At 73.5% G+C, this 22,301-nt stretch carries 23 protein-coding genes and 1 pseudogene; 19 read left to right on the top strand and 5 right to left on the bottom strand.

The features are described from left to right. Positions 1-28 precede the first annotated feature (28 nt). A complete protein-coding gene (locus ABZY20_RS01290) occupies positions 29-820 on the bottom strand; it encodes an MBL fold metallo-hydrolase (RefSeq protein ID WP_356434851.1) in 792 nt (263 codons plus the stop codon). A gap of 93 nt (positions 821-913) precedes the next feature. Between ABZY20_RS01290 and ABZY20_RS01285 the strand changes: the two genes are divergently transcribed. Further along, positions 914-1,522, top strand: a complete 609-nt coding sequence (locus ABZY20_RS01285) for an ABATE domain-containing protein (protein WP_356434848.1) — start codon at positions 914-916, stop codon at positions 1,520-1,522. A 46-nt stretch (positions 1,523-1,568) separates the two neighbouring features. On the opposite strand, the pseudogene ABZY20_RS01280 reads toward ABZY20_RS01285, so the two are convergent. Continuing rightward, positions 1,569-1,754, bottom strand: a pseudogene (locus ABZY20_RS01280) (transposase); the annotation flags it as partial. Positions 1,755-2,020: 266 nt separating this feature from the next. Here ABZY20_RS01280 and ABZY20_RS01275 point away from each other — a divergent pair. The 6 genes from ABZY20_RS01275 to ABZY20_RS01250 all read left to right on the top strand — a co-directional run bounded on the left by ABZY20_RS01275 (position 2,021) and on the right by ABZY20_RS01250 (position 7,315). Further along, positions 2,021-2,272, top strand: coding sequence for a hypothetical protein (locus tag ABZY20_RS01275; protein WP_356434845.1), 252 nt, complete (start codon positions 2,021-2,023; stop codon positions 2,270-2,272). A 52-nt stretch (positions 2,273-2,324) separates the two neighbouring features. Continuing rightward, a complete protein-coding gene (locus ABZY20_RS01270) occupies positions 2,325-2,696 on the top strand; it encodes a signal peptidase I (RefSeq protein WP_356434843.1) in 372 nt (123 codons plus the stop codon). A gap of 97 nt (positions 2,697-2,793) precedes the next feature. Next, positions 2,794-3,711, top strand: a complete 918-nt coding sequence (htpX, locus tag ABZY20_RS01265; protein ID WP_356434840.1) for a zinc metalloprotease HtpX — start codon at positions 2,794-2,796, stop codon at positions 3,709-3,711. A gap of 7 nt (positions 3,712-3,718) precedes the next feature. Next, on the top strand, positions 3,719-4,303 hold the full coding sequence (locus tag ABZY20_RS01260; protein WP_356434838.1) for a hypothetical protein: 585 nt from the start codon (positions 3,719-3,721) through the stop codon (positions 4,301-4,303). An 83-nt stretch (positions 4,304-4,386) separates the two neighbouring features. Beyond that, complete coding sequence (locus tag ABZY20_RS01255) at positions 4,387-6,063, top strand: alpha/beta fold hydrolase (RefSeq protein ID WP_356434836.1); 1,677 nt, start codon at positions 4,387-4,389, stop codon at positions 6,061-6,063. A gap of 67 nt (positions 6,064-6,130) precedes the next feature. Next, positions 6,131-7,315, top strand: coding sequence for a winged helix DNA-binding domain-containing protein (locus ABZY20_RS01250; protein WP_356434833.1), 1,185 nt, complete (start codon positions 6,131-6,133; stop codon positions 7,313-7,315). A gap of 64 nt (positions 7,316-7,379) precedes the next feature. Here ABZY20_RS01250 and ABZY20_RS01245 read toward each other — a convergent pair whose 3' ends face one another. Continuing rightward, positions 7,380-8,021, bottom strand: a complete 642-nt coding sequence (locus tag ABZY20_RS01245; RefSeq protein ID WP_356434831.1) for a TetR/AcrR family transcriptional regulator — start codon at positions 8,019-8,021, stop codon at positions 7,380-7,382. Positions 8,022-8,116: 95 nt separating this feature from the next. Between ABZY20_RS01245 and ABZY20_RS01240 the strand changes: the two genes are divergently transcribed. Continuing rightward, positions 8,117-9,172 (top strand): aldo/keto reductase, encoded by a 1,056-nt coding sequence (locus ABZY20_RS01240; RefSeq protein ID WP_356434829.1) that lies wholly within the window; start codon positions 8,117-8,119, stop codon positions 9,170-9,172. Positions 9,173-9,271: 99 nt separating this feature from the next. On the opposite strand, the gene ABZY20_RS01235 is transcribed toward ABZY20_RS01240, so the two are convergent. Then, positions 9,272-9,586 (bottom strand): hypothetical protein, encoded by a 315-nt coding sequence (locus ABZY20_RS01235; RefSeq protein WP_356434826.1) that lies wholly within the window; start codon positions 9,584-9,586, stop codon positions 9,272-9,274. A gap of 228 nt (positions 9,587-9,814) precedes the next feature. On the opposite strand from ABZY20_RS01235, the gene ABZY20_RS01230 reads away from it, so the two are divergent. The 8 genes from ABZY20_RS01230 (at position 9,815) to ABZY20_RS01195 (ending at position 18,347) form a co-directional block, all read left to right on the top strand. Then, a complete protein-coding gene (locus ABZY20_RS01230) occupies positions 9,815-10,177 on the top strand; it encodes an arsenate reductase family protein (RefSeq protein ID WP_356434823.1) in 363 nt (120 codons plus the stop codon). A gap of 111 nt (positions 10,178-10,288) precedes the next feature. After that, positions 10,289-11,020, top strand: coding sequence for a hypothetical protein (locus tag ABZY20_RS01225; RefSeq protein ID WP_356434820.1), 732 nt, complete (start codon positions 10,289-10,291; stop codon positions 11,018-11,020). A 358-nt stretch (positions 11,021-11,378) separates the two neighbouring features. Continuing rightward, positions 11,379-12,410: a glutamine synthetase gene (gene glnII, locus ABZY20_RS01220; protein ID WP_356434817.1), complete on the top strand. Its 1,032-nt coding sequence runs from the start codon at positions 11,379-11,381 to the stop codon at positions 12,408-12,410. Positions 12,411-12,512: 102 nt separating this feature from the next. Beyond that, positions 12,513-13,448: a hypothetical protein gene (locus tag ABZY20_RS01215; protein WP_356434814.1), complete on the top strand. Its 936-nt coding sequence runs from the start codon at positions 12,513-12,515 to the stop codon at positions 13,446-13,448. Positions 13,449-13,550: 102 nt separating this feature from the next. After that, the gene (locus ABZY20_RS01210; protein WP_356434811.1) at positions 13,551-14,561 is read left to right on the top strand and encodes an NAD-dependent epimerase/dehydratase family protein; all 1,011 of its coding nucleotides are present in this window, start codon (positions 13,551-13,553) and stop codon (positions 14,559-14,561) included. Between the two features lie 97 nt (positions 14,562-14,658). Further along, positions 14,659-15,933 (top strand): sensor histidine kinase, encoded by a 1,275-nt coding sequence (locus tag ABZY20_RS01205; RefSeq protein ID WP_356434808.1) that lies wholly within the window; start codon positions 14,659-14,661, stop codon positions 15,931-15,933. Further along, a complete protein-coding gene (locus ABZY20_RS01200) occupies positions 15,924-16,577 on the top strand; it encodes a response regulator transcription factor (protein WP_356434806.1) in 654 nt (217 codons plus the stop codon). Before ABZY20_RS01205 ends, ABZY20_RS01200 begins: the two co-directional genes overlap by 10 nt. 204 nt (positions 16,578-16,781) lie before the next feature. Beyond that, a complete protein-coding gene (locus tag ABZY20_RS01195; protein WP_356434803.1) occupies positions 16,782-18,347 on the top strand; it encodes a DUF1996 domain-containing protein in 1,566 nt (521 codons plus the stop codon). A gap of 71 nt (positions 18,348-18,418) precedes the next feature. Here ABZY20_RS01195 and ABZY20_RS01190 read toward each other — a convergent pair whose 3' ends face one another. Next, positions 18,419-18,871, bottom strand: coding sequence for a hypothetical protein (locus ABZY20_RS01190; RefSeq protein ID WP_356434800.1), 453 nt, complete (start codon positions 18,869-18,871; stop codon positions 18,419-18,421). A 147-nt stretch (positions 18,872-19,018) separates the two neighbouring features. Between ABZY20_RS01190 and ABZY20_RS01185 the strand changes: the two genes are divergently transcribed. The 3 genes from ABZY20_RS01185 (at position 19,019) to ABZY20_RS01175 (ending at position 22,301) form a co-directional block, all read left to right on the top strand. Next, on the top strand, positions 19,019-19,546 hold the full coding sequence (locus ABZY20_RS01185) for a tetratricopeptide repeat protein (RefSeq protein WP_356434797.1): 528 nt from the start codon (positions 19,019-19,021) through the stop codon (positions 19,544-19,546). A gap of 48 nt (positions 19,547-19,594) precedes the next feature. Further along, positions 19,595-21,517 (top strand): hypothetical protein, encoded by a 1,923-nt coding sequence (locus ABZY20_RS01180; protein WP_356434795.1) that lies wholly within the window; start codon positions 19,595-19,597, stop codon positions 21,515-21,517. Between the two features lie 94 nt (positions 21,518-21,611). Next, positions 21,612-22,301 carry a TetR/AcrR family transcriptional regulator gene (locus ABZY20_RS01175; RefSeq protein WP_356434792.1) on the top strand — a complete coding sequence of 230 codons (690 nt, stop codon included), beginning with the start codon at positions 21,612-21,614 and terminating at the stop codon, positions 22,299-22,301.

Here is a 22,301-nt window from a genome sequence, read left to right as displayed (position 1 = left end):
GTCTCGGTTCCTGAGTGGCGGTCCGGGCTCAGGCGCGCTGCGCCCAGTCCTGGTCCAAGCGGTCGGTCAGGCCCGCGGCGGCGAAGGCGGCCTCCAGCGCGTCGCGGCCCTCGGTGAAGTGGGCCCAGCTGTCGTGGTGGACCGGGACGACGCGGCGGGCGTCAAGAATCCGGGTGGCCTCGGCCGCCTGCGCACTGTCCAGGACGACCGGTCGGCCGTCGAAGAGCACGGGGAAGCGGGGTGCTCCGGCGAACAGGAGGGCGGTGTCGATCGGGGCGAAGCGCTCGGCGATCTCCCTGACCGCCTCGAGCGAGGCGTTGTCGCCGCTGACGTAGACCGTCGGCAGGCCCTCGCCCGTCAGGACGAAGCCGACGACCTGGCCGGCGAAGGGCTCGACCTCGTCACGCGCTCCGGGGCCGTGGATGGCCGGGACCCCGGTCACCGTGATGGTGCCGCCGCCCGGACGCTCCAGCTCGACCGTCTCCCAGTCGGCCAGGCCCTTGGCCTTCGCCCCGAGGCGCTTGCCGCCGCCGGGTGTGGTGAGGGTGAGGGGGACGTCGGCGAGCAGGGCGCGGCCGGACGTGTCGAGGTTGTCGGCGTGCTCGTCGTGGGAGAGCAGGACCACGTCGATGGGGCCGAGGTCGGCGGGTGTGGTGGTGGAGGGGGCGGTCTTGACCAGGGTCGGGCCGCCGGGCGCGGGGTAGTCGCCGGGGCCGTCGAAGGTGGGGTCGGTCAGGAAGCGCAGGCCGCCGTACTCGAACAGGGCGGTCGGACCGCCGAACGTGCGGACCGGGAACTGGTTGGCGTCGAGCTGGGACATCACGTCTCCGTTTCTCACGAAAAAAACCTGCGGTTAACGTGATGCCAGGCTAGGCAGGTGTCACGGAAAAACGCAAGCGCTACCATGAGAGGTATGGATGACACCCTGGCCGCCGACGTGGCGCCGACCGCTCTGCCCCCGGCACCGGGTGCCGACCGGTACCGCTCCCTGGACTTCGCCGACACCGCCGCCACCCTGCCCGCCGGCCAGAGCTACGACCTGCTCGCCGCCCCGGAATCCGCCATGCGCTGGCTCGCCGCTCACAACCTGACCACTCCGGACGTGCAGCTGTACGAGGTGTGCGCACAGCGGATGCGCACCCTGCGCGGACACATCCGTGCCCTGTTCGCCGCCCGCGTCGACACCACCACCCCGCCCGAGGCATCCCTGCGCGCGGTGAACGAGGCCCTCACGGCCGTGCCCACCGCCCCCCTCCTCGCCTGGGACGGGGCCCGAGGACTGCGCCGCGTCCAGGCGCACCCCACCGACCAGGCCGTCAACCACGCACTGGCGACCCTCGCCGCCGACGCCGCCGACCTGCTCACCGGTTCCGACGCCGACATCCTCGCCGCCTGCGGCTCCGCCCCCTGCGACCGGTTCCTCCTGCGCACCCACGGTCGGCGCCACTGGTGCTCCACCCGCTGCGGCGACCGCGTCCGTGCCGCCCGCGCCTACGCCCGGCGCAGCGGCGCCTCGGGCTGACGCACCACCCCCAGGGCTCTCTTGCGGACCGCCCGGTGGCCACGCACGCGCACCGCGACCAGTCCAGCTCGCCCCGAGCGCCGAGTTCGTCGAGAACGACCCGGTGCAGTCGGGCCCACACCCGTTCCTGGCTCCACTGGGCGAATCGCCGGTAGACCGTGGGCCAGGCCGACCCGAACAGCGGCGGCAGCGGCCGGCCGGTGCAGCCCGAGGTGGCGACGAAGAGAATCGCTGGGCACCGCCCCGCGGCGGCCCGGGCGGGCCGGGCGGCCCTGCCGTTCCTGGCCGACCGGTCGGCCCTGGTGCGGGCCTGTGCGCGGTACGTCGTGCGGCAGCACGGGGCGGATCCCGTGTGCTGGTACCGGTGGCGGTGCGCCGATCCGGGCGATCCGGCGCTGCCGCCCGGTGCGGTCATCGGGCCGGCCGAGTCCGGCGGGCGCGGGGACGCCGACGCGCTGTGGCCGCTGCTCTCGCACCCCGTGCCGGCGGTGCGGGGCCGTGGCGGGGCTGCGCACGCTGGACGTGGCGGTCGCGGAGGAGCTGTGGCCGCCGCTCGACGACCCCGCGCCCGGTGTCGTGCGGCAGGCGGCGGCCGCGCTGCTGCCGTCCGCGGGGCTGGTGCCCGGGGCGTGGCTGGCGGAGCGACTCGCGCCGGACCGGCCCCGGCACGTGCGGATCGCCGCGTACCGGTTGTCGGTCGCACGAGGTGAGCCCGTACCGCCGCCCACCGGTCCCGGTGTGCGGTCCTGACGCGCGGCGGCGGCCGGTCGGGCGTGCCGGGGCTGCTGCTAGCGTCCGCCCCGTGAGCGACAGCGTGTACGTGGGGAACGCCGGTGCGGACGCGGTGCCGGACCGCGGGTGGATCCTCGGGCACTTCAAGGAGGCCGGGGATCCGCGGCACAGCGAGGCCGTGGAGATCAAGTGGGGGGTCCATCCGCGGGGCGACGAGCGGGCCGCGTGGGTGCGGGGCGAGGAACGGACCGCGCTGCTGGTGCTGATCAGCGGGCGCTTCCGGGTCGAGCTGCCGGGGCGCAGTGTGCTGCTGGAGCGGCAGGGGGACTACGTCGTGTGGGGGCGCGGCGTGGATCACTCGTGGGTCGCGGAGAAGGAGTCGGTGGTGCTGACGGTCCGGTGGCCGTCCGTGCCCGGCTACGCGGTGCCCCCGGGCGGCTGACGCCTCCGCCGGTACGGGGGCCGATCAGCCCCTGTCCACGGGCGCGGGCGGGTGCACACTGGCAGTGGGACGAGTGCCTGACTGCGGGGTGAGGCAGATGCACAGCCGCTTCCGGAGCGACCGGCGGTTGACCGCCCGGATGGGGATCACGCTGTTCCTGCTCGGGTTGCTGTACGTGGGGTTCGTCGCCGCGCTGATCGTGCTGCTGAAGTCGTGGGTGCTGGTCGTGGTGGTCGCGGCGGCGCTGCTCGGCGCCCAGTACTGGTTCTCGGACCGGATCGCGCTGTACGCCATGCGCGGCCGGGTCGTGGAGCGGGAGGAGTATCCCGAGCTGCACGCGGTGGTCGACCGGATGTGCGCCCTGGCCGACATGCCCAAGCCCGTGGTCGCCGTGTCGGACATGGACATGCCGAATGCGTTCGCGACCGGGCGGAACGCCGACCACGCGGTGGTCTGCGTGACGACCGGGCTGCTCAGACGGCTGACACCGGCCGAGCTGGAGGGCGTGCTGGCGCACGAGTTGTCGCACGTGGCGCACCGGGACGTCGCCGTGATCACGGTCGCGTCCTTCCTCGGGGTGATCGCCGGGCTGATCGTGCGGTTCGCCTTCTACTCGCAGCTGTTCGGCGGCGGCCGGAGGGACCAGAACACGGCGGTGATCTTCGCGGCGGTGATGGGGGTGTCGGCGGCCGTGTACGCGATCAGCTTCCTGCTGATCCGGGCCCTGTCGCGCTACCGGGAGCTGGCCGCTGACCGGGCGGCGGCCCTGCTCACCGGCCGGCCCTCGGCGCTGGCCTCCGCGCTCACCAAGGTCTCCGGCGACATCGCCCGCATCCCGACGAAGGACCTGCGCACGGCCCAGGCCTTCAACGCCTTCTACTTCACGCCGGCGCTGGGCCGCGACCCCGTGGTCGCGCGGATCTTCTCGACCCACCCGAGCCTGGAGCAGCGACTCGACCAGCTGGGCCGGATCTCCGCCGAGCTCGGCGAGGCGGCGGCACCGGGAGGAGTGTGAGCGGCACATGGGGCTGCTGGACATCCTGCTCGGCCGGACGAAACCGGTCGCGGCGGATCTCGACCGGCTCTTCGCCCTGCCGTCGGCGGCCGTGACCCTGGAGGCCGCGACCGGCTTCACCCCGACCGGCGAGGGCGCGGTGTGCTTCGCCACGGTCGAGGGCGCGGCCTTCGAGCAGACCCACCGCGAGGTGCGGGCGCTGCTGGACGCCGACACCGGCCGCGACGGCCCCCCGGTGGAACTGCGGCGGGACGGCTACGGCTACTCCTGGCTGGTCTCGCGCCGCGCCCCCGACCAGCTGACGGCCCTGGTGACCGACCTGCACGCCGTCAACAGCCAGCTGGAGGCCGACGGGTTCGGCCCGCAGCTGCTGTGCTCCCTGGCCGGCTTCCGGGACCGCTCGGGCCGGCGCCTGGCGCTGGTGTACCTCTACAAGCGCGGCACCTTCTACCCGTTCGCGCCCCTGCCCGGCGGGACGGAACGGCGGGACGGCGCGCTGGAACTGCAGGTGCGGGCCGCCCTCGCCGGCGACCTGCGCATCGAGCAGGACCTGAGCCGCTGGTTCCCGGTGTGGGGAGCGCCCGGCCTGTGACCGCGTGTGGGGAGCGCCCGGCCTGTGACCGCCCTCGGCGGAAACGGCCGCAGGGGTGTGCGGCCGCGTGAGTCAATGGCCGGATGAGCGAGCTGATCCCCTTCACCCACGAGGCCGACGGCGAACGACTCAGCGGACTGTACGGCGGCCCAGGCCCGGGCGGGTACGGCGGCCCAGGCCCGGGAGGCACGGCCGCAGCCACCGCCGTCCTGCTGCACGGCGCCGGCAGCGGCGGCAAGGAGCGGCTGGTGCCGCTGCTGGAGGAGTTCGCCGCGCACGGCTGCCACGCCCTCGCGTTCGACTTCTCCGGGCACGGGGAGAGCACCGGCCTGCTGAGCGAGCTGAGCCTGCGCCGCCGCCTCGGCCAGGCGGTCTCCGTCATCGACGCGCACGCGCGCGGGGACGGGCCGCTGGTCCTGGTCGGCTTCAGCATGAGCGGCCAGACGGTGGCCGACCTCGTGCGCCACTACGGCGACCGGGTGGCGGCCCTGGGGCTGTGCGCTCCGGCGGTGTACACGGGCGAGGCGTGGGACGTGCCGTTCGGCGCGGGCGACGGGCGGTTCAGCCGGCTCATCCGCCGCCCCGGGAGCTGGCGCGACTCACCCGCGCTGGACGTGCTGCGCGCCTACGAGGGGCGGGCGGTGCTCGCGGTGCCGGGCACGGACGAGGTCATCCCGCCCGCCGTGACGGAGGCCGTCTCGGAGGCACTGGCCCGGCGGGCCCAGTTCACTCACTGGGAACTGCCGGACGCGGGGCACCGGTTGGGCCTGTGGTTCGGCGACCACCCCGAGGACCGGCGGGCGTTCGCCACCGCCGTCCTCACCGGACTCGGCGAGCAGGGCTGGACGGCCACGCGCGCGTGGGTCGCCAAACAGCTCCCGCAGGGCCGTACGGTCCACAAGGAGTCCTTCCTGACGGGCGGCTGGAGCGCCCAGATGCGGCGGCTCACCCTGGACGACGGCTCCGAACTGGCGCTGCGCACCTTCGTGAAGCCCTTCTTCCGGCGGCACGCCCCCGGGCTGCTGGCCCGTGAGGCGGGGATCCTCGGCCTGCTGGCGGACCAGGACGGCATCCCGGCCGCCCGGCTGATCGGCGTGGACGCGACGGCCGAGCACTGCGACCACCCGTCCCTGCTGATGTCCGTGCTGCCGGGACGGGTCCGGGTCGACGAGGAGGATCTCGCCCCGCGGCTGCAGCTGCTGGCGGCGCAACTGGCCCGGATCCACCGGGTCGTGCCGCGTGAGCGGCCGCGGGTGTACCAGGCGTGGACCTCCCCGGAGCGGGTGAACGCGCCGGGTGGCGCGATGTGGCAGCGGGCGGTGGACGTCATCCGCCGCGATCCCCCGCCGTACGCGGGCTGCTTCCTGCACCGGGACTACCACCCCGGGAACGTGCTGTTCACGGACCCGGCGGGCGACGGCCCGCGGATCGGCGGGGTCGTCGACTGGGTGGAGACCTCCTGGGGCCCCGCCGACCTGGACGTCGCCCACTGCTCCACCGCGCTCGCGCTGCTGCACGGCCCGGAGCACGGCCTCGCGTTCCGGGACCACTACGAGGCCCACGGCGGCCACCCGCTGGCCGACGGCCCGGACCACCTGTACTGGCGGCTGCTCGACACGCTGGCCTACGTCCCCGACGCGGCGAAACTGGCGGGCCCGTGGCGGGAGCTGGGGCGGACCGATCTGACACCGGAGGTGCTGGGCGGGCGGCTGGAGGCGTATGTGGCGGGGTTGCTGGAGCGGTACGCCGCACGCCGGTGACGGCCGGTTGTCAGTGGCGTGAGCGATGATGCGGTCGGGTCCGGGACGTGCGAGGGGTGGAGGCGTCATGGGTGCGCGGCGGTACATCGGCGCGGCGGAGCGGCGAGCGCGGCTGGCGCTGCGCCATCGGCTGGCCGGGCCGGCCCGGGCGGCGACGCCAGAGGAGGTCGCCGCGTCGCTGGTCGCCCTGCACGGCACGGACCCGGCCACCGTGTACCTGGCGGTGGGCGCCCGGCTCGCAGACCCGGCGAAGACGGTGGACGACACCGGGCGGGCGCTCTACGAGGACCGGTCCCTGGTGCGGATGCACGGCATGCGGCACACGGTGTTCGTGTTCCCGACGGCCCTGACCGCCGTGGTGCACGCCTCGACGGGTCTGGCCGTCGCAGCGGCGGAGAGGGCGTCGCTGCTGAAGCACATGGCGGCGGCCGGGGCGCCGGACGTGGCCTGGCTGAAGGAGGTCGAGGAGTCGACGCTGGCGGCCCTCGCCCGGCGCGGGCAGGCGACGGCCGCCGAACTCGCCCAGGACGAGCCGCGCCTGCGGGAGCAGTTCGTGTACGCGCCCGGCAAGAGCTACGAGGGGGTGCACACGGTCTCGACCCGTCTGCTGCGGGTGCTGGGCGTGGAGGGGAAGGTCGTACGCGGCCGGCCGCTCGGCTCGTGGACGTCCGGCCGGTTCCGCTGGGCCCTCGCGCCCGAGCACCCGGAACTGGACGGCGCCGGGGCACAGGCGGAGCTGCTGGGGCGGTGGCTCGCCGCGTGCGGTCCGGCGACCGAGGCCGACCTGAAGTGGTGGACGGGGTGGCGGGTGACGGACGTCCGCAGGGCGCTGGCCGCGATCGGGGCGGAGGCGGTGGAGCTGGACGGGGGCACGGGCTTCGTGGCCGCGGGCGACAGCGACCCGGTACCCGGGCCGGACGAGCCCTGGGCCGCGCTCCTGCCCGCTCTCGACCCGACGGCGATGGGCTGGCGACAGCGCGACTGGTACGTCGCACCCGAGCTGCGGCCCCGGCTGTTCGACCGCAGCGGCAACGTCGGGCCGACGGTGTGGTGGAACGGACGGGTGATCGGCGGCTGGGCGCAGCGCTCCGACGGGGAGATCACGTGGCGGATCCTCGACGAGGAGGGCGTCGGCCGGGAGGCCCGGGCGGCGATCCGGGCAGAGGCGGAACGGCTGGGCGGGTGGCTGGGAACGACCCGCGTCACGCCCCGCTTCCGCACGCCGCTGGAGAGGGAACTGGCGGCGGGTTAGGGTCCGACGGCACCACGGGGACCGCGGTCGTCTCGCGCCCGGTCTCCGCCGCCCCGCTCCGCCGCTACGCCTGCTCCCCTCCACGCCGGCCCTCCTTTCCCCGTACGAACACCCCCGCCCGCGCCGCGACCGCGGCCGCCTCCGCCGCCCGGTCGGCCAGGGCCTCGTCCAGCCGGCCCCCGCTGATCAGCAGGTGGTAGTAGAGCGGAGCGGAAACGGCCCGGATCACTTCCTGGGCGTCCGTCCCCTCGGGCACCTCGCCCCGGTCGACGGCCTGCCGCACGCAGGGGGCCCACTCCCTGACGCGGAGGTCGTAGAAGCGGTGCAGGGCCGCGGCCGTCTTCGCGTCGCCGGTCGCGGCGGCGATGAGCGCCGTGAACAGCGGGCCCTGCCGCGGGTCCGTCAAGGTCCGCCACACCAGCCGGGCGTTGGCCGTCAGGTCGCCGAGCAGCGAGCCCGTCTCGGTGCGCGGCACGGACTGCTCGGCCATGTCGGCGAGCAGGTCCGCGACCAGCCCGGCCACCGTCCCCCAGCGGCGGTAGACGGTCGTCTTGCCCACATCGGCACGGCGCGCGACGTCGGCCAGGTCCAGGCCGCTGAAGCCCAGTTCGGTCAGGGCGTCCTCCGCCGCCCGCAGCACGGCCTCCCGCACCCGGGCGGTCCGGCCCCCGGGCCGTACGGTCCCGGGCTCGCCTCCGTCAGCCATAACGGCACTCCTGTTCCATTAGCAGCTCCCCCCTGTTACCTTAGTGACCACTAACGGAACCACAGACCCGTTAACAGTATCGAGAGGGGACCGAGATGGAATACAGGCGCTTGGGCGCTTCGGGGCTCGTGGTCCCCGCGCTGAGCTTCGGAGCCGGCACCTTCGGGGGCCGGGGCCCGCTCTTCGGCGCGTGGGGCACGACCGGTGCGCAGGAGGCGCGGCGCCTGGTGGACATCTGCCTGGACGCCGGGATCACGATGTTCGACACCGCCGACGTCTACTCCGCGGGCGCCTCCGAGGAGGTGCTGGGCGAGGCGATCAAGGGCCGCAGGGACCGGGTGATCATCTCCACGAAGACCGGCCTGCCGACGGGCGACGGCCCGGACGAGGCGGGCACCTCCCGATCCCGGCTGATCCGCGCCTGCGAGGACGCCCTGCGCAGGCTGGGCACCGACCACATCGACCTGTTCCAGCTGCACGCCTTCGACGCCGGGACCCCGGTCGAGGAGGTGCTGGACACGCTGGACACGCTCGTCCGGGCGGGCAAGGTGCGCTACACCGGCGTCTCCAACTTCTCCGGGTGGCAGGTGATGAAGTCCCTCGCGGCGGCGGACCGGCTCGGCCACCCGCGCCATGTGGCCCACCAGGTGCACTACTCCCTGGTCGGCCGGGACTACGAGTGGGAGCTGATGCCGCTGGCGCGCGATCAAGGGCTCGGCGCGATCGTCTGGAGCCCGCTCGGCTGGGGCCGCCTCACCGGCAGGATCCGCCGCGGCTCGCCGCTCCCGCCCGGCAGCCGGCTGCACCGCACCGCCGAGTACGGCCCGCCCGTGCCCGACGAGCACCTCTACGACGTGGTCGACGCGCTGGACGAGATCGCCGAGGAGACGGGCCGGGCCGTGCCGCAGGTAGCCCTCAACTGGCTGCTCCGGCGGCCGACCGTCTCCTCCGTCATCATCGGCGCACGCGACGAGCGGCAGCTGCGCCAGAACCTCGGCGCCGTCGGCTGGAGCCTGACGCCGGGGCAGGTGGCCAGGCTCGACGCGGCGAGCCACCGCCCGGCGCCGTACCCCCACTTCCCCTACGAGCGCCAGGAGGGCTTCGCGCGTCTCAACCCGCCGATGATCGCACCGCCGGACCGGGCGGCATGACGAAGCGCCGGGCACCCCGCGGAACAGGGCACCCGGCGCCCGGGATCGGCTCGCGTCGGCCGGATCGGCTCGCGCACGGCCGGGCCCAGTCGGGTCGGGTCAGCGCGCGTACCGCATGAGCGCCCGCACCATGTGGCACGTCGTGTCCGACGGCGGGTGGACGCCGATCGTCTCCGCCGCGTCGCGGATGGTCTCGTTGCGCGCCTGGTTCGGCATGTAGACGCCGGAGTCGAGCAGGGCGATGGCCAGGCGCATGGCCTTCAGGCGGCGGTTGTGCGTCACGTACCACTCGCGCGGCCGGCCCGGCGGCAGCGGGCGCTTCCGCACGGGCGCGTACGGCAGGTCGAGCAGGACGGGGCGCTTCGCGGTGGACTGGGTGGGCAGCGGCTTCGGCTTCAGGGCGGCAGCGGGCACAGGCATCCTCCTGTCGCGGTCGGGTGGCACACGGAGACTTCCGCATCCCCGGCGCCACCCTCGACCACTGCTTACAGTCTACCGCCGGGCACTGACAACCGGGAGGCCGCACGGTCCGGCAAATGCCCAGGTGGAGAGGGAAATTGGCGGTGCGTCACCGGAGCTGCGCACGGGGCGGGTGAGTCGTCTAGAAATCGAACAGAGCCCGGGGCGCGTACCGTGTGCCGCATGGAGATCTGGATCAATCCGGCCTGCTCGAAGTGCCGCAGCGCCGTGCAGCTGCTCGACGCCGAGGGCGCCGACTACACCGTCCGCCGCTACCTGGAGGACGTGCCGGGCGAGGACGAGATCCGCGAGGTGCTCACCCGCCTCGGGCTGGAGCCGTGGGACATCGCCCGCACCCAGGAGGCGGCCGCCAAGGAGCTCGGGCTCAAGGAGTGGCCGCGGGACGCCGGTTCACGGGACCGGTGGATCAGGGCGCTCGCCGAGCACCCCAGGCTGATCCAGCGGCCGATCATCACCGCCGACGACGGCACGGCCGTGGTGGCCCGTAGCGACGAGGCCGTACGGGACGCCCTGTCCCGCACGTGAACACCCGCGTGACACAGGTCACCTGAGATGACTCCTGTCACCACTGAGTCACCGCGTTCGGTATCTCGTACATAGCGGCGTACGCTCCCCTACCTCTTTCAGGAGGCGCGCATGTCGCGCAGGAGAACTCTCGGCCCGAAGAAGAAGAAGATCGCGCTGCTGGTGAGCGCGGCGACGGTGGCGGGAGGCGGGGCCTTCGTCATGGCCAGTACGTCGAACGCCGCGCCGACCCCCAAGACGGCCTCGGAGTCGACGGCCTGCCTGGGCCTCGCCACCGCCCTCGGGAACAACCAGAAGTTCATCGCGGACCAGCGGGCCAACCCGGACGCCCAGTCCGAGGCCCGGATCGCGAACCGTGAGGCGGTCATCGCCGAGATCCAGCGCAAGCAGGAGGCGTCGGGATGTGAGGTTGGGGAGTCGGCTCAGGACTCCCAGACCGCGCAGCCCTCGCAGCCCGCACAGGGCGGCGGTCAGCAGGCCGGAGGCGGCCAGCAGGCGGGAGGCGGCCAGCAGGCCGGGGGCGGTCAGCCCTCGCAGCCGGCGCAGTCCGCCCCGGCCGACGACGCCGACGACGCCGCCGGCGGCGCCGCCGCGGGCCAGCAGGTCTGCAACGGCTCCACCGTCACGCTCTCCGGCGAGGGCGGTGCCCCCGCCGCGTCCAGCAACCAGTTCCCGGCCGGCACGAAGCTGAAGGTCACCAACCTGGACAACGACAAGTCCACGACGGTGGAGGTCACTTCGGTCTCCGGCAGCTGTGTGCTGCTCAACAACGCGGCCTTCGAACAGGTCCGTGAGCCCGGCAAGTTCCTGATCCGCCGGGCCGTGATCGAGAAGGTGGGGTGAGGCCGGAGGAACCACCGGGTCACTGAGGCGGCGGCCCACCCCTCGGCCGCCCCCTCGTACGTGTCAGCGGTCCTGCCACCCCCGGCCAGGGGTGGCAGGACCCGGCACGTCCCGGGCCCGCCGACGGGAGCGGCTCCGGTCACCGGCTTGACGGAGGGAAGCCGGTGACCGGAGCCGTTCCGCTCTTCCGGCGTGACGTGGGGCACAGCGGCCCCAGGTAACACGGGGTTCACATACGGGCAATGGCCGGGAAATCGCCTGTTGCCAGGCTGCCGGGCAGCACCGCGCGGCGCCTCAGTGCCGCAGCGCCGCAGCACCCGCGATACGCGCCCAGACACACCCCCGAAGGATGTGGCCCGTGACCTTCAAGGCTGAGTACATCTGGATCGACGGCACCGAGCCGACGGCCAAACTGCGTTCCAAGACCAAGATCATCACGGGTTCCCCCGCCGGTCTGGACGCGCTGCCGATCTGGGGCTTCGACGGGTCCTCCACCAACCAGGCCGAGGGCCACTCCTCGGACTGCGTCCTCAAGCCGGTCTTCACCTGCCCGGACCCGATCCGCGGCGGCGACGACGTGCTGGTGCTGTGCGAGGTGCTGAACATCGACCTCACCCCGCACGCCACCAACACCCGTGCCGCGCTGGCCGAGGTCGCCGAGAAGTTCGCGGCGCAGGAGCCGATCTTCGGCATCGAGCAGGAGTACACCTTCTTCAAGGACGGCTACCCGCTCGGCTTCCCCAAGGGCGGCTTCCCGGCCCCGCAGGGCGGCTACTACTGCGGTGTCGGCGCCGACGAGATCTTCGGCCGTGACGTCGTCGAGGCGCACCTGGACAACTGCCTGAAGGCCGGTCTGGGCCTGTCCGGCATCAACGCCGAGGTCATGCCCGGCCAGTGGGAGTTCCAGGTCGGCCCGCTGGCCCCGCTGGAGGTCTCCGACCAGCTGTGGGTGGCCCGCTGGCTGCTCTACCGCACCGCCGAGGACTTCGACATCGCCGCCACCCTCGACCCCAAGCCGGTCAAGGGCGACTGGAACGGCGCCGGTGCGCACACCAACTTCTCCACCAAGGCGATGCGCGAGTCCTACGACGCGATCATCACCGCCTGCGAGTCCCTCGGCGAGGGCTCCAAGCCGCTCGACCACGTCAAGAACTACGGCGCCGGCATCGACGACCGCCTGACCGGCCTGCACGAGACCGCCCCGTGGGACAAGTTCTCCTACGGCGTCTCCGACCGCGGCGCCTCGGTGCGCATCCCGTGGCAGGTCGAGAAGGACGGCAAGGGCTACATCGAGGACCGCCGCCCGAACGCCAACGTCGACCCGTACGTGGTGACCCGCCTGCTGGTCGACACCTGCTGCACGGCGCTGGAGAAGGCCGGCCAGGTCTGATCCGGCCCCGGCACGGCTTTCGAGGGGGCGCCCGCCGTTCGCGGCGGGCGCCCCCTCGCGTTGCCCGTTCGCGTTGTCAGTGGGGCGTGCCATCGTGGGGGCATGGAGAACGACGGGGGCCTGGCGGTCAAGGTACGGACGGAGAGCGGGCGGACGCACGCGCGGATCGCGGAGCGCGAGCTGCGGCGGCTGGTGGAGCGGATCGGCGGCGAGGACGACCACTTCCTCGTGGTGCAGCGGATACCGGACCGGCCACTGGTCTTCATCCAGACCGCCCGTGACGAGGGCGGGGTGTACGACCTCCAGCACCGCACGGGTTCCGTGCCCCACCTGTGGGTGGCCCGGGTGGCCGACCCGGAGCTGGTCGCCGGGGTGATGGTGCGCTGGGCGCGGCAGGAGGACGGCTGGGACGCCGGGATCGCCTGGGAGCGCGAGGAGTTCGGGCTGCCCGAGCCGGCGCCCGCGCTCGCCCCGGAGCCGGCCGGGCGGGCGGAGGGTCATGTCCGCGAGATGCTCCGGGACGGCTGTCCGGACATCGAGACGATCATCCGCGAGACGGTGCACCTGATGCAGGGCGGCGCCGGCTCCTCCCCCGTCTCCCCCGCACAGGCCCGCGAGATCGTCGAGCGGCTGTGGCTGGAGCGCGTCGAGGAGCAGCAGGCGTGGACCGCCCCGACCGATCCGGACCGGCTGGAGCGGGCCTTCGCGGCGCTGGAGCGGGCAGGCGTCGTCGCCCGTGAGAACTTCACCTGCTGCCGGAGCTGCGGCATGACGGAGATCGGTGCCGAGGTGGACGACCCGTCGCAGGTGCGCGGGTTCGTCTTCTTCCACCGGCAGAGCACCCGCAGCGCGGCGGAGGGTCATGGACTGTCGCTGTACTACGGCGGTTTCGACGGCTCCGAGGAGACGACCGCCGCCGTCGGGCACGAGGTCGTGGCGGCCCTGACCGCGGCCGGGCTGCCCACGACGTGGGACGGCGATCCGGGCCGGGCGATCGAGGTGACACCCCTGGAGTGGCGCAAGCGCCTGGTGGGATGAGGCGGCGGCTGGGCAACCCCTTGACGCCGGCTGGGCGGGCCCGTCCTCTGCTGAGAGCAGATCGCGTTCCGTCCCGCCGTGTGACCGGGCAGAGTCCTCCGCATGAGGCTGCTGACGCTGGGTGGTACGGAGTTCGTGGGGCGGGCCGTCGTGGAGGCGGCGCTGGGGCGGGGCTGGGATGTGACCGTGCTGAACCGGGGGCGGCACCCGGCGCCGCCCGGTGCGCGGGCGCTGACCGGTGACCGCACCGCGCCCGGGGGCCTGACCGCGCTCGCCGAGACCGGCGGCGAGTGGGACGTCGTGGTCGACACCTGGTCGGCGGCGCCCCGTGCGGTGCGGGACGCGGCGCGGCTGCTGCGGGACCGTGCCCGTCGGTACGTGTACGTGTCGAGCTGCTCGGTGTACGCGTGGGCGCCGCCCGCCGGATACGGGGAGGACGCGCCCCTGGTGGAGGGCGCGTCGGCCGACGCGGAGCAGACCGACTACGCCCGGGACAAGCGGGGCGGCGAGCTGGCCGCGCTCGAGGGCTTCGGCGCGGACCGCTCGGTGCTCGTACGGGCCGGGCTGATCCTCGGCCCGTACGAGAACGTCGGCCGCCTGCCCTGGTGGCTGACCCGGACGGCCCGCGGCGGCCCGGTCCTGGCGCCGGGACCGCGGGACCTCCCCCTGCAGTACGTCGACGCCCGGGACCTGGCCGAGTGGATGCTCGGCGCGGCCGAACAAGGGCTGAGCGGGCCGTACAACCTGATGAGTCCTCAGGGGCACGCCACGATGGGGACGCTCCTCGACGCCTGCGCGCGGGTCACGGGCGGTGCGGCCGAGCTGCGCTGGACCGACCCCGGGGTGATCCTGGAGGCGGGCGTCGAACCATGGGTCCAGCTGCCGGTGTGGGTGCCGCCGGGCAGCGACATGCACGACGCCCTGCACGCCTCCGACGTCTCCCGGGCGCTCGCCACCGGTCTGCGCTGCCGGCCCGTCGAGGAGACCGTGGCCGACACCTGGAACTGGCTGCGCGCCATCGGCGGGGTCGCGCCCCAGCGGGCGGACCGGACGCGGAAGGGGCTGGATCCGGAGCTGGAGGCGAAGGTGCTCGCGGCCGGCGCGGGCTCCTGAACCACCGGCCGCCGCCGGGGGGGGTGGAGGTAGCACCACCCCGCGGCCGGGTGCCCGGCCCCGTGACCACGCTCCCCGGCTCGACCAGACTGACGCCATGACCATCGACACGAAGACCGGCTCGGCGAAGACCGGCTCGGCGCGGACGACGGGGCGGGGCATGGGGCTCGCGGCGGTGCGGGGGCTGGCGCTGGCCCTCGTCTCGCTGCCCGGGGCGGTGCTGTGCTTCTGTCTGTCCCTGCTGTCCATGGCGCTCATCCCGATCGGGGTCGGGATCGTCACGACGCCCTATGTCCTCACCGGCGTACGGTTGTTCGTGAACTGGCGGCGGGTGCTCGCGGCGGAGTGGGGCGGAGTGCGGATCCCGCCGGCGTACCGGCCGCTGCCGGAGGACGCCAACCCCTGGGGGCGCACCTTCGGCATGCTCGCCGACCCGGCGACCTGGCGGGACCTGAGGTGGCTGCCGGTCGACATGACCGCGGGGTTCCTCACCGCCCTGCTCCCGGCGGTGCTGCTGCTCTATCCGCTGCAGGGGTTCGCGCTCGCGGCCGGGCTGTGGCGGACCGTCCCCGACGGGTACTGGTACGGGTTCGTCCCGGTGAGCGGGCAGTGGTCGGCGCTCGGGGCGGCCGCCCTGGCCGTCGTCCTGCTGGTCCTCGCGCACTTCCTCACCCCGCGGCTGCTGGACGTCCACTTCCGGCTCACCCGGGCCGTGCTCGGCAGCGACCAGGAGGAACTGGCCGCGCGGGTGCGGGTCCTGACCGAGACCCGGCGCGACGCGGTCGACGCCTCCGCCGCCGAGCTGCGGCGCATCGAACGGGACCTGCACGACGGGGCCCAGGCCCGGCTGGTCGCCGTCGGCATGGACCTGGGCACCATCGAGGCCCTCCTCGACAAGGACCCGGACCGGGCCAAGGAGCTGATCGCGCAGGCCCGTACGTCCTCGGTGGAGGCCCTGGCCGAGCTGCGCGAGCTGGTGCGCGGCATCCACCCGCCGGTGCTCGCCGAGCGCGGCCTCGGTGACGCCGTACGGGCGCTGGCGCTGCGGCTGCCCGTGCCGGTGGAGGTGAGCGTGGACCTGCCCGGGCGGGCGGAGGCGCCGGTGGAGTCGGCCGCGTACTTCGCGGTGAGCGAGGCGCTCACCAACGCCGTGAAGCACTCCGGCGCCGACCGGATCTGGGTCGACCTGCACCGGGCGGACGGCCGGCTGCGGGCCACCGTCACCGACAACGGCAAGGGCGGTGCGGTGATCGGTGCCGGTTCGGGGCTGGCCGGGGTCGAGCGGCGACTCGGTACATTCGACGGCGTCCTGGCCGTCAGCAGTCCCGCGGGCGGCCCCACCATGGTCACCATGGAGATCCCTTGCGCGTAGTCCTGGCCGAAGACCTCTTCCTGCTGCGCGACGGACTCGTCCGGCTGCTGCGGGCGCATGGCTTCGAGATCCTGGCGGCCGTCGAGTCCGGGCCCGAACTGGCCGCCGCCCTGGCCGAGCTGGACCCGGACGTCGCCGTGGTCGACGTCCGGCTGCCGCCCACGCACACCGACGAGGGCCTGCAGTGCGCGCTGGACGCCCGCCGGAAGCGGCCCGGCCTGCCGGTGCTGGTGCTCTCCCAGCACGTGGAGCAGCTGTACGCGCGGGAGCTGCTCGCCGACGGCACCGGCGGGGTCGGCTATCTGCTGAAGGACCGGGTGTTCGACGCGGAGCAGTTCGTGGACGCCATACGGCGGGTCGCGGCCGGGGGCACGGCGATGGATCCGCAGGTCATCCAGCAGCTGCTGGCGCGGCAGTCGGGTGACGACCGGCCGCTGGCGCGGCTGACGCCCCGGGAGCGGGAGGTGCTGGAGCTGATGGCGCAGGGCCGGTCCAACGCGGCGATCGCCGGGAAACTGGTGGTGACGGAACGGGCGATCGCGAAGCACACGGCGAACATCTTCGCCAAGCTGGGCCTGGAGGTCTCCGACGACGACAACCGGCGCGTGCTGGCCGTCCTCGCGTTCCTCGACCACGGCCGGTGATACCGAAAAGCCCTCCTTCACCCTCGGTGCGGGATCAGCAACTCCCGGTACTTCAGGGGCTGTTGAGCGCACAGAGTCCACACGTGTCCCGCATCAATTTCCGTGACCTCTGAACGCCCGTGGGGCGCCCTCCGTATGGAAGGGAGCCGCTTCACTCCTGTCGGGCGCCTCGATGCCCCCGAAAAAGGAAGTCAGAGGAGTTCCATGGGACGCAACACAAGAAAACGCCGGACGCCGATGGCCACCAAGGCCATAGCCGCATCGGCGGCCCTAGCGCTCGGTGGGGGCGGGCTGATCTGGGCGAACTTCTATGCCTCGGCGCATGAGGAGAACTCGGCGAACCAGACGAAGTCCGCGGGCGCGCAGATCGCCACGATCCAGTGCCCGGACGTCGGACAGAAACTGACCGATGTGCCGAACCGCGCCCGTCGGGGGGTGGACAAGGAGCTGGCGAACCTCGACAAGCAGATCAGCGAGGCCTACTCCCGGCTCGCCTCCACGCGCCAGGCTCAGGCCGGCGACTCACGCTTCGTCGACAACGCCATCCTCGGCCCGCTGAAGTCCAAGCGGACCGCCGTCATCGATCGCATCGGCATCAACATCCGGCGGGTGGGCGGCAAGGCCCCGGCCAACCTGGAGCAGCTGGCCCGGTGCAAGGGCATGGCGGCCGACGCCGACACCAACGACGGCCAGGCCGGCGACGGTCAGAACAACGACGGTCAGAACAACGACGGCCAGAACGACGGCGGTCAGGACCAGGGCCAGGACAACGGAGGCCAGGACAACGGCGGTCAGGACAACGGCGGCCAGGACCAGGGTCAGGGCGGCAACGGCGGCCAGGCCGGCAACGGCCCGGTGGCGGCGGACTTCATCAACATCGAGGACGTCCAGCCGAACTCCCGCAACCTGCCGAACGGTCTCGCCGCGAACGGCGACGGCGGTTCCACGGGCTCGTTCACCACGAACTGCGGCACCAACCAGAACGAGAACCGCAACTCCGACAACGTGATCGTGGCGCCCGGCGTGTCCAACGGCGCGCAGCACCAGCACGACTACGTCGGCAACCAGAGCAACAACGCCTTCGCGAGCGACGAGGACCTGGCGAACGCCGAGACCTCCTGCCAGAACCAGGGCGACAAGTCCTCGTACTTCTGGCCGGTCCTGCGCATCCAGGACGGTTCGCAGGACATCGACCAGGGCCAGCCCGGCGGTGGTCAGGACGGCAACGTCGGCAAGATCGTCGAGCCGGCCGAGGCGCAGCTGAAGTTCGTCGGCAACCGCACGAGCGACGTCGTCGCGATGCCGAGGGCGCTGCGCATCATCACCGGTGACGCCAAGTCCTTCACCAACGGCCTGAACAACGCCAACACCTCCTGGAGCTGCACCGGCTTCGAGGACCGGCAGGTGACGGACAAGTACCCGATCTGCCCCGAGGGCAGCAGCGTGGTCCGCACGTCCAACTTCCAGAGCTGCTGGGACGGCCAGAACATCGACAGCGCCAACCACCGCACCCACGTGGACTTCGTGGAGGCGGACGGCAGCTGCTCGAACGGCTTCCAGGCCATCCCCCAGCTCCAGGTCCGCCTGGTCTACGACGTGCAGGCACCGCAGATCAACAACGGGCAGGTGCAGAACGCCTTCGCGGTGGACTCCTTCCCGGAGCAGCTGCACAAGGCGATCACCGACCACAACGACTTCATCAACTTCTTCGACGAGAACGTGATGAACGAGATGGTCCAGTGCATCAACAGCGGCCAGGACTGCCAGTAGTCCCCGGGTCGTGAGGAAAGCCGGCGGTGGGAGTTCCCACCGCCGGCTTTCCGCTGACGTGGCCCGGGCGCTCAGCCGTGGTGGCCGCTGCCGCCGTCGTGACCGCCCTTGTTGTGGCTGCCGCCGGGGTTCATGTGCTCGGACCCCTCCTCCATGGTCCCGCCGAGCGTGCTCTGCAGCGCCGTGACCGTCTTCTGCTCGCCGACCGCGACCCACTTGCGGCCGACGAGGTAGTAGCCGCCGTAGTCCTTGGCGCTGTTCAGCCACTCGCGCTGGCCGCGGTCCGTGGCGAAGGTCGCGAGGACGTACTTCTCCTCGCCCTTCTTGCAGATGGCCTGGCGGATGGTGTCGGCGTCGGTCTGCATGTTCGGCTTGCACTCGGCCTCGGCCGCGATGTGCTCCAGGCTGCCGGTCACCGCCTCCGGCACGGCCGCCGCCTCGTCCTCGCCGCCGGATCCGCAGCCGGCCAGCGCCAGTATCGCCACCGCGCCGCTCAGCGCGAGCATCGGTCGGGTCACCCTCATCTGTTCCTCCGGTCCTTGTCACGGCACGGTCCGGACGCATGCCGCACGGAGCCCTGGCAGGAGGCTCTCGCCTTCGATACGGCCGCGGAGCCCGCCGTGCTCAAAAAGCGCCTGCTTCCGTGGGCACGGGCGTGCGAGAGTGGGCGGGTGGACCAGGACTGGGAAGACCGCGTGACCGCCCTGTGGGACGGCTTCGGCGACTACGCCGAAGAGGAGGAGGACCAGGCCCGCTTCCGCGCGGCCGTGGACGCCCTCGTCGCCGAGCTGCCCGAGGGCAGCCCGCTGGGCCCGTTCGAGCAGGCCTGCGCCTGGGACTCCACGGGCCACTCGGACAAGGCGGTTCCCCTGTACCGGGAGGCGCTGCGGCGCGGGCTCGCCGACGTCAGCCCCTACAAGGCCCGCCGCACCAGGATCCAGCTGGCCAGCTCGCTGCGGAACACCGGCCGGGCCAAGGAGGGCATCGCCCTGCTGACGCCCGAGCTGGACGCCCCCTCCGACGAGCTGGACGACGCCGTGCGGGCCTGCCTCGCCCTGTGCCTGTCCAGCGCGGGCCGTGATCGCGAAGGGCTGTCGCTCGCGCTGGGCGCCCTGGCCCCGCACCTGCCGCGCTACCAGCGGTCGATGGCGAACTACGCCCGGCTGCTCGTGGCACCCGGGCGGCCGCCGCAGGTGTGAGGCCGCGTGGTCAGGTGACCATCCAACGATTCGCTCGTTCTGCTGAACGTGCAGTCACAGGATGTCGCCCAGCGCCCCGCACCCCCTTCGTCCACCGGCCCGGTCGTCGACGTCGAGCAGGCCGAGGCCGCCCTCGTCGAGCACTATCCGCGACTCGTCCGGCTGGCCTATCTGGTGCTGCCGCCCGGACTGGGCCGCAGCAGGAGGGTCCTGACCGCACACGCCCTCACGCAGCGGGCCCTCCCCCGCAACCGCACCCCCGCCCCGGTGATCCCGGCCCAGTCGACCGGCCGTGACGGCGACCCGGGTTACGCCGTGGTCCGCCTCAAGGTGCTGCGCACGGCGCTGGAGGCGGGGCTGCCGCTGAAGCGGAAGGCGTGGCCGAGGCGCTCCCAGCTGCCGCCGGTGCTGCCGCAGGTGTGGGGCCTGAAGCTGTTCCCGCGCTCCGGCGGCGCCGACGAGCTGGCGCTGGACCAGCGGCTGTCCACCCTGTCCGGACCGGCCCGGGCCGCGTACGCGCTGCGGGGCGTGGAGCGGCTGCCGGACGAGGGCGCGCTGGAGGTGCTCACGGCGGTGGGCGTCGCCGACCCGGAGGGCGCGCTGCTGGAGGCCGGCGGGGTGCCCGCGCAGTACGGGCTGCTCGACTCCCCGGAGTTCGACCCCTGCTCGCTGCAGGCCCGCCCCACCGACCTGATGCGCCGCCGCCAGCACCTGAAGGCCGCGCTGGCGGCCGGGGCGGCGCTGCTGGTGTGCGGGGCCCTGCTCGGTCTGCCCGGTGAGGGCTGGGGTCCGGACGGTGCCGCCGCGCCCCCGTACGCGCGCAACCCGTCGGCCCAGGCCGCCCTGGACCCGGCGAAGCTGACCCGGGTCTCCCCCGCCGCGTGGCGCAGCTCGGCGCGCACCGACTTCTCCGTGTGGCCGGCCCGCGGCGATCTCACCGGCGACGACGCCCTGCTGCGCCGCGCCCTGGCCGTCTGGGCACGCCCCGGCGGCACGGTGCAGGTCTCCGCGACGCCCGGCACCCCGTCCGGCGGCCCGCCCGGCCCGCCCCAGCTGCTGTACGCGGGCACGGTCGACGCCGCCCGGGTGGTGCTGCTCCACGACGGTCTGCGCATCGTGCGCTACGCGGAGCCGAAGGACGGCGCCGAGGGTGCCGCCCTGGACTTCGCCCGGGTCGACGGGGCCACCCGGGCCGAGGCGGGCGCGGTGGTCCTGGGCCGGGCCGACGGCAACGTCCGCTATCTGACCGCGCCCTGGGTGAGCGAGGCGCGCGAGCGGGACCTGATGAAGCCGGGCTCCGGCGCGATGGACCTCACGCTCACCGACGGGGTGACCGCGCCGCTGGCCGGCCCGGCGCTGCGGCCGGGCCCGTGCACCTCGTGGAACGTGCTGCAGCTGACCGACGGGGACGGCATCAGGCTGCTGACCGACCTCGGCGAACTGGTCCCGGCCCGGCTGACCACCGGCCGGCCGGGCGCCGCACGGGACGCGTCGGGTGCGCGGGCGGCGCACACCTGGCAGCCGTTCGCATGCTCGCTGGGCACGGTCCGCTCCGCGGGGGTGCGCAGCGTCAACGCCTGGGCGTTCAACGAGCAGCCGCTGCCCGACGCGAGCGGCTCGGCGGCCTGGGTGTGCACGCGGGCGGAGACCTGGCGGGGTGGCGGGGCGCGGGTGCTGGCGCAGTTCCACACCCCGGGCGGGAGGTACGGGGCGGTGGCGGCGAAGGCGGAGAACGTCCCGGCGTGCGGGCCGCGCGACCCGCACGTGCTGGCCGGGGTGTTGTGGAAGGCGGAGGAGGGTGGCTGGTATCTGCTGGCCGCCGGCAGCCGGCGGACCGCGTCGATCCGTGCGGCGGGCGGCGTCGAAGGAGCGGCGCGGGGCAGTCTGCTGACCGTGCGGGCCGAGCAGGGGGCGCAGGCGGAACTCAAGGGGACGCTGAAGGACGGGCGTTCGCTCGGCGGGCTGCAGTGACGGACCGGTGCTCGTGACCGTCCGAAGATCTCAGGTGCACATCGGCGATCGGTCCGGCCCGTTCGAGGCTGGAATCGATCGGTAAGGTGTTCGCATGACTACCGGGGTACGCCGCAGAATGGGAGTCGAGGAGCGGCGGCAGCAGTTGATCGGCGTCGCCCTCGAACTGTTCAGCCGCCGCTCGCCCGACGAGGTCTCGATCGACGAGATAGCCTCCGCCGCGGGGATATCGCGCCCGCTGGTCTACCACTACTTCCCCGGCAAACTCAGCCTGTACGAGGCCGCGTTGCAGCGCGCCTCGGACGATCTCGCGGCGCGCTTCGTGGAGCCGCACGAGGGTCCGCTGGGCGCCCGGCTGCTGCGCGTGATGCGCCGCTACTTCGACTTCGTGGACGAGCACGGCCCCGGTTTCTCCGCCCTGATGCGCGGCGGACCGGCGGTCGGCTCGTCGACGACCAACGCGCTGATCGACTCCGTACGGCAGGCCGCGTATGTCCAGATCCTTTCGCACCTGGGCGTGACCGATCCGCCCGCGCGTCTCGAACTGGTCGTGCGGTCCTGGATCTCGCTCGCCGAGTCGACGGCGCTGATCTGGCTGGACGGCCGGCGCATCCCGCGCGAGGAGCTGGAGCCGCAGCTCGTCGACGACTTCGGCGCGCTCGCCGCGGTCGCCGCCTCCTACGACCCGGAGATGGCGGCCCTGCTGCGCCGCATCGTGCGGGACGAGCCGGCCGACGGCCCGTTCGCGCACCTGGCCGGCCGGCTCACCGCTCTGGCGACCTGA

Origin of the sequence: Streptomyces sp. NPDC006624, assembly GCF_040611555.1 — a bacterium.
GTDB lineage: Bacteria > Actinomycetota > Actinomycetes > Streptomycetales > Streptomycetaceae > Streptomyces.
The sequence above is the reverse complement of the archived record's forward strand: the minus strand, read 5'-3'. Positions and strand labels throughout refer to the sequence as shown.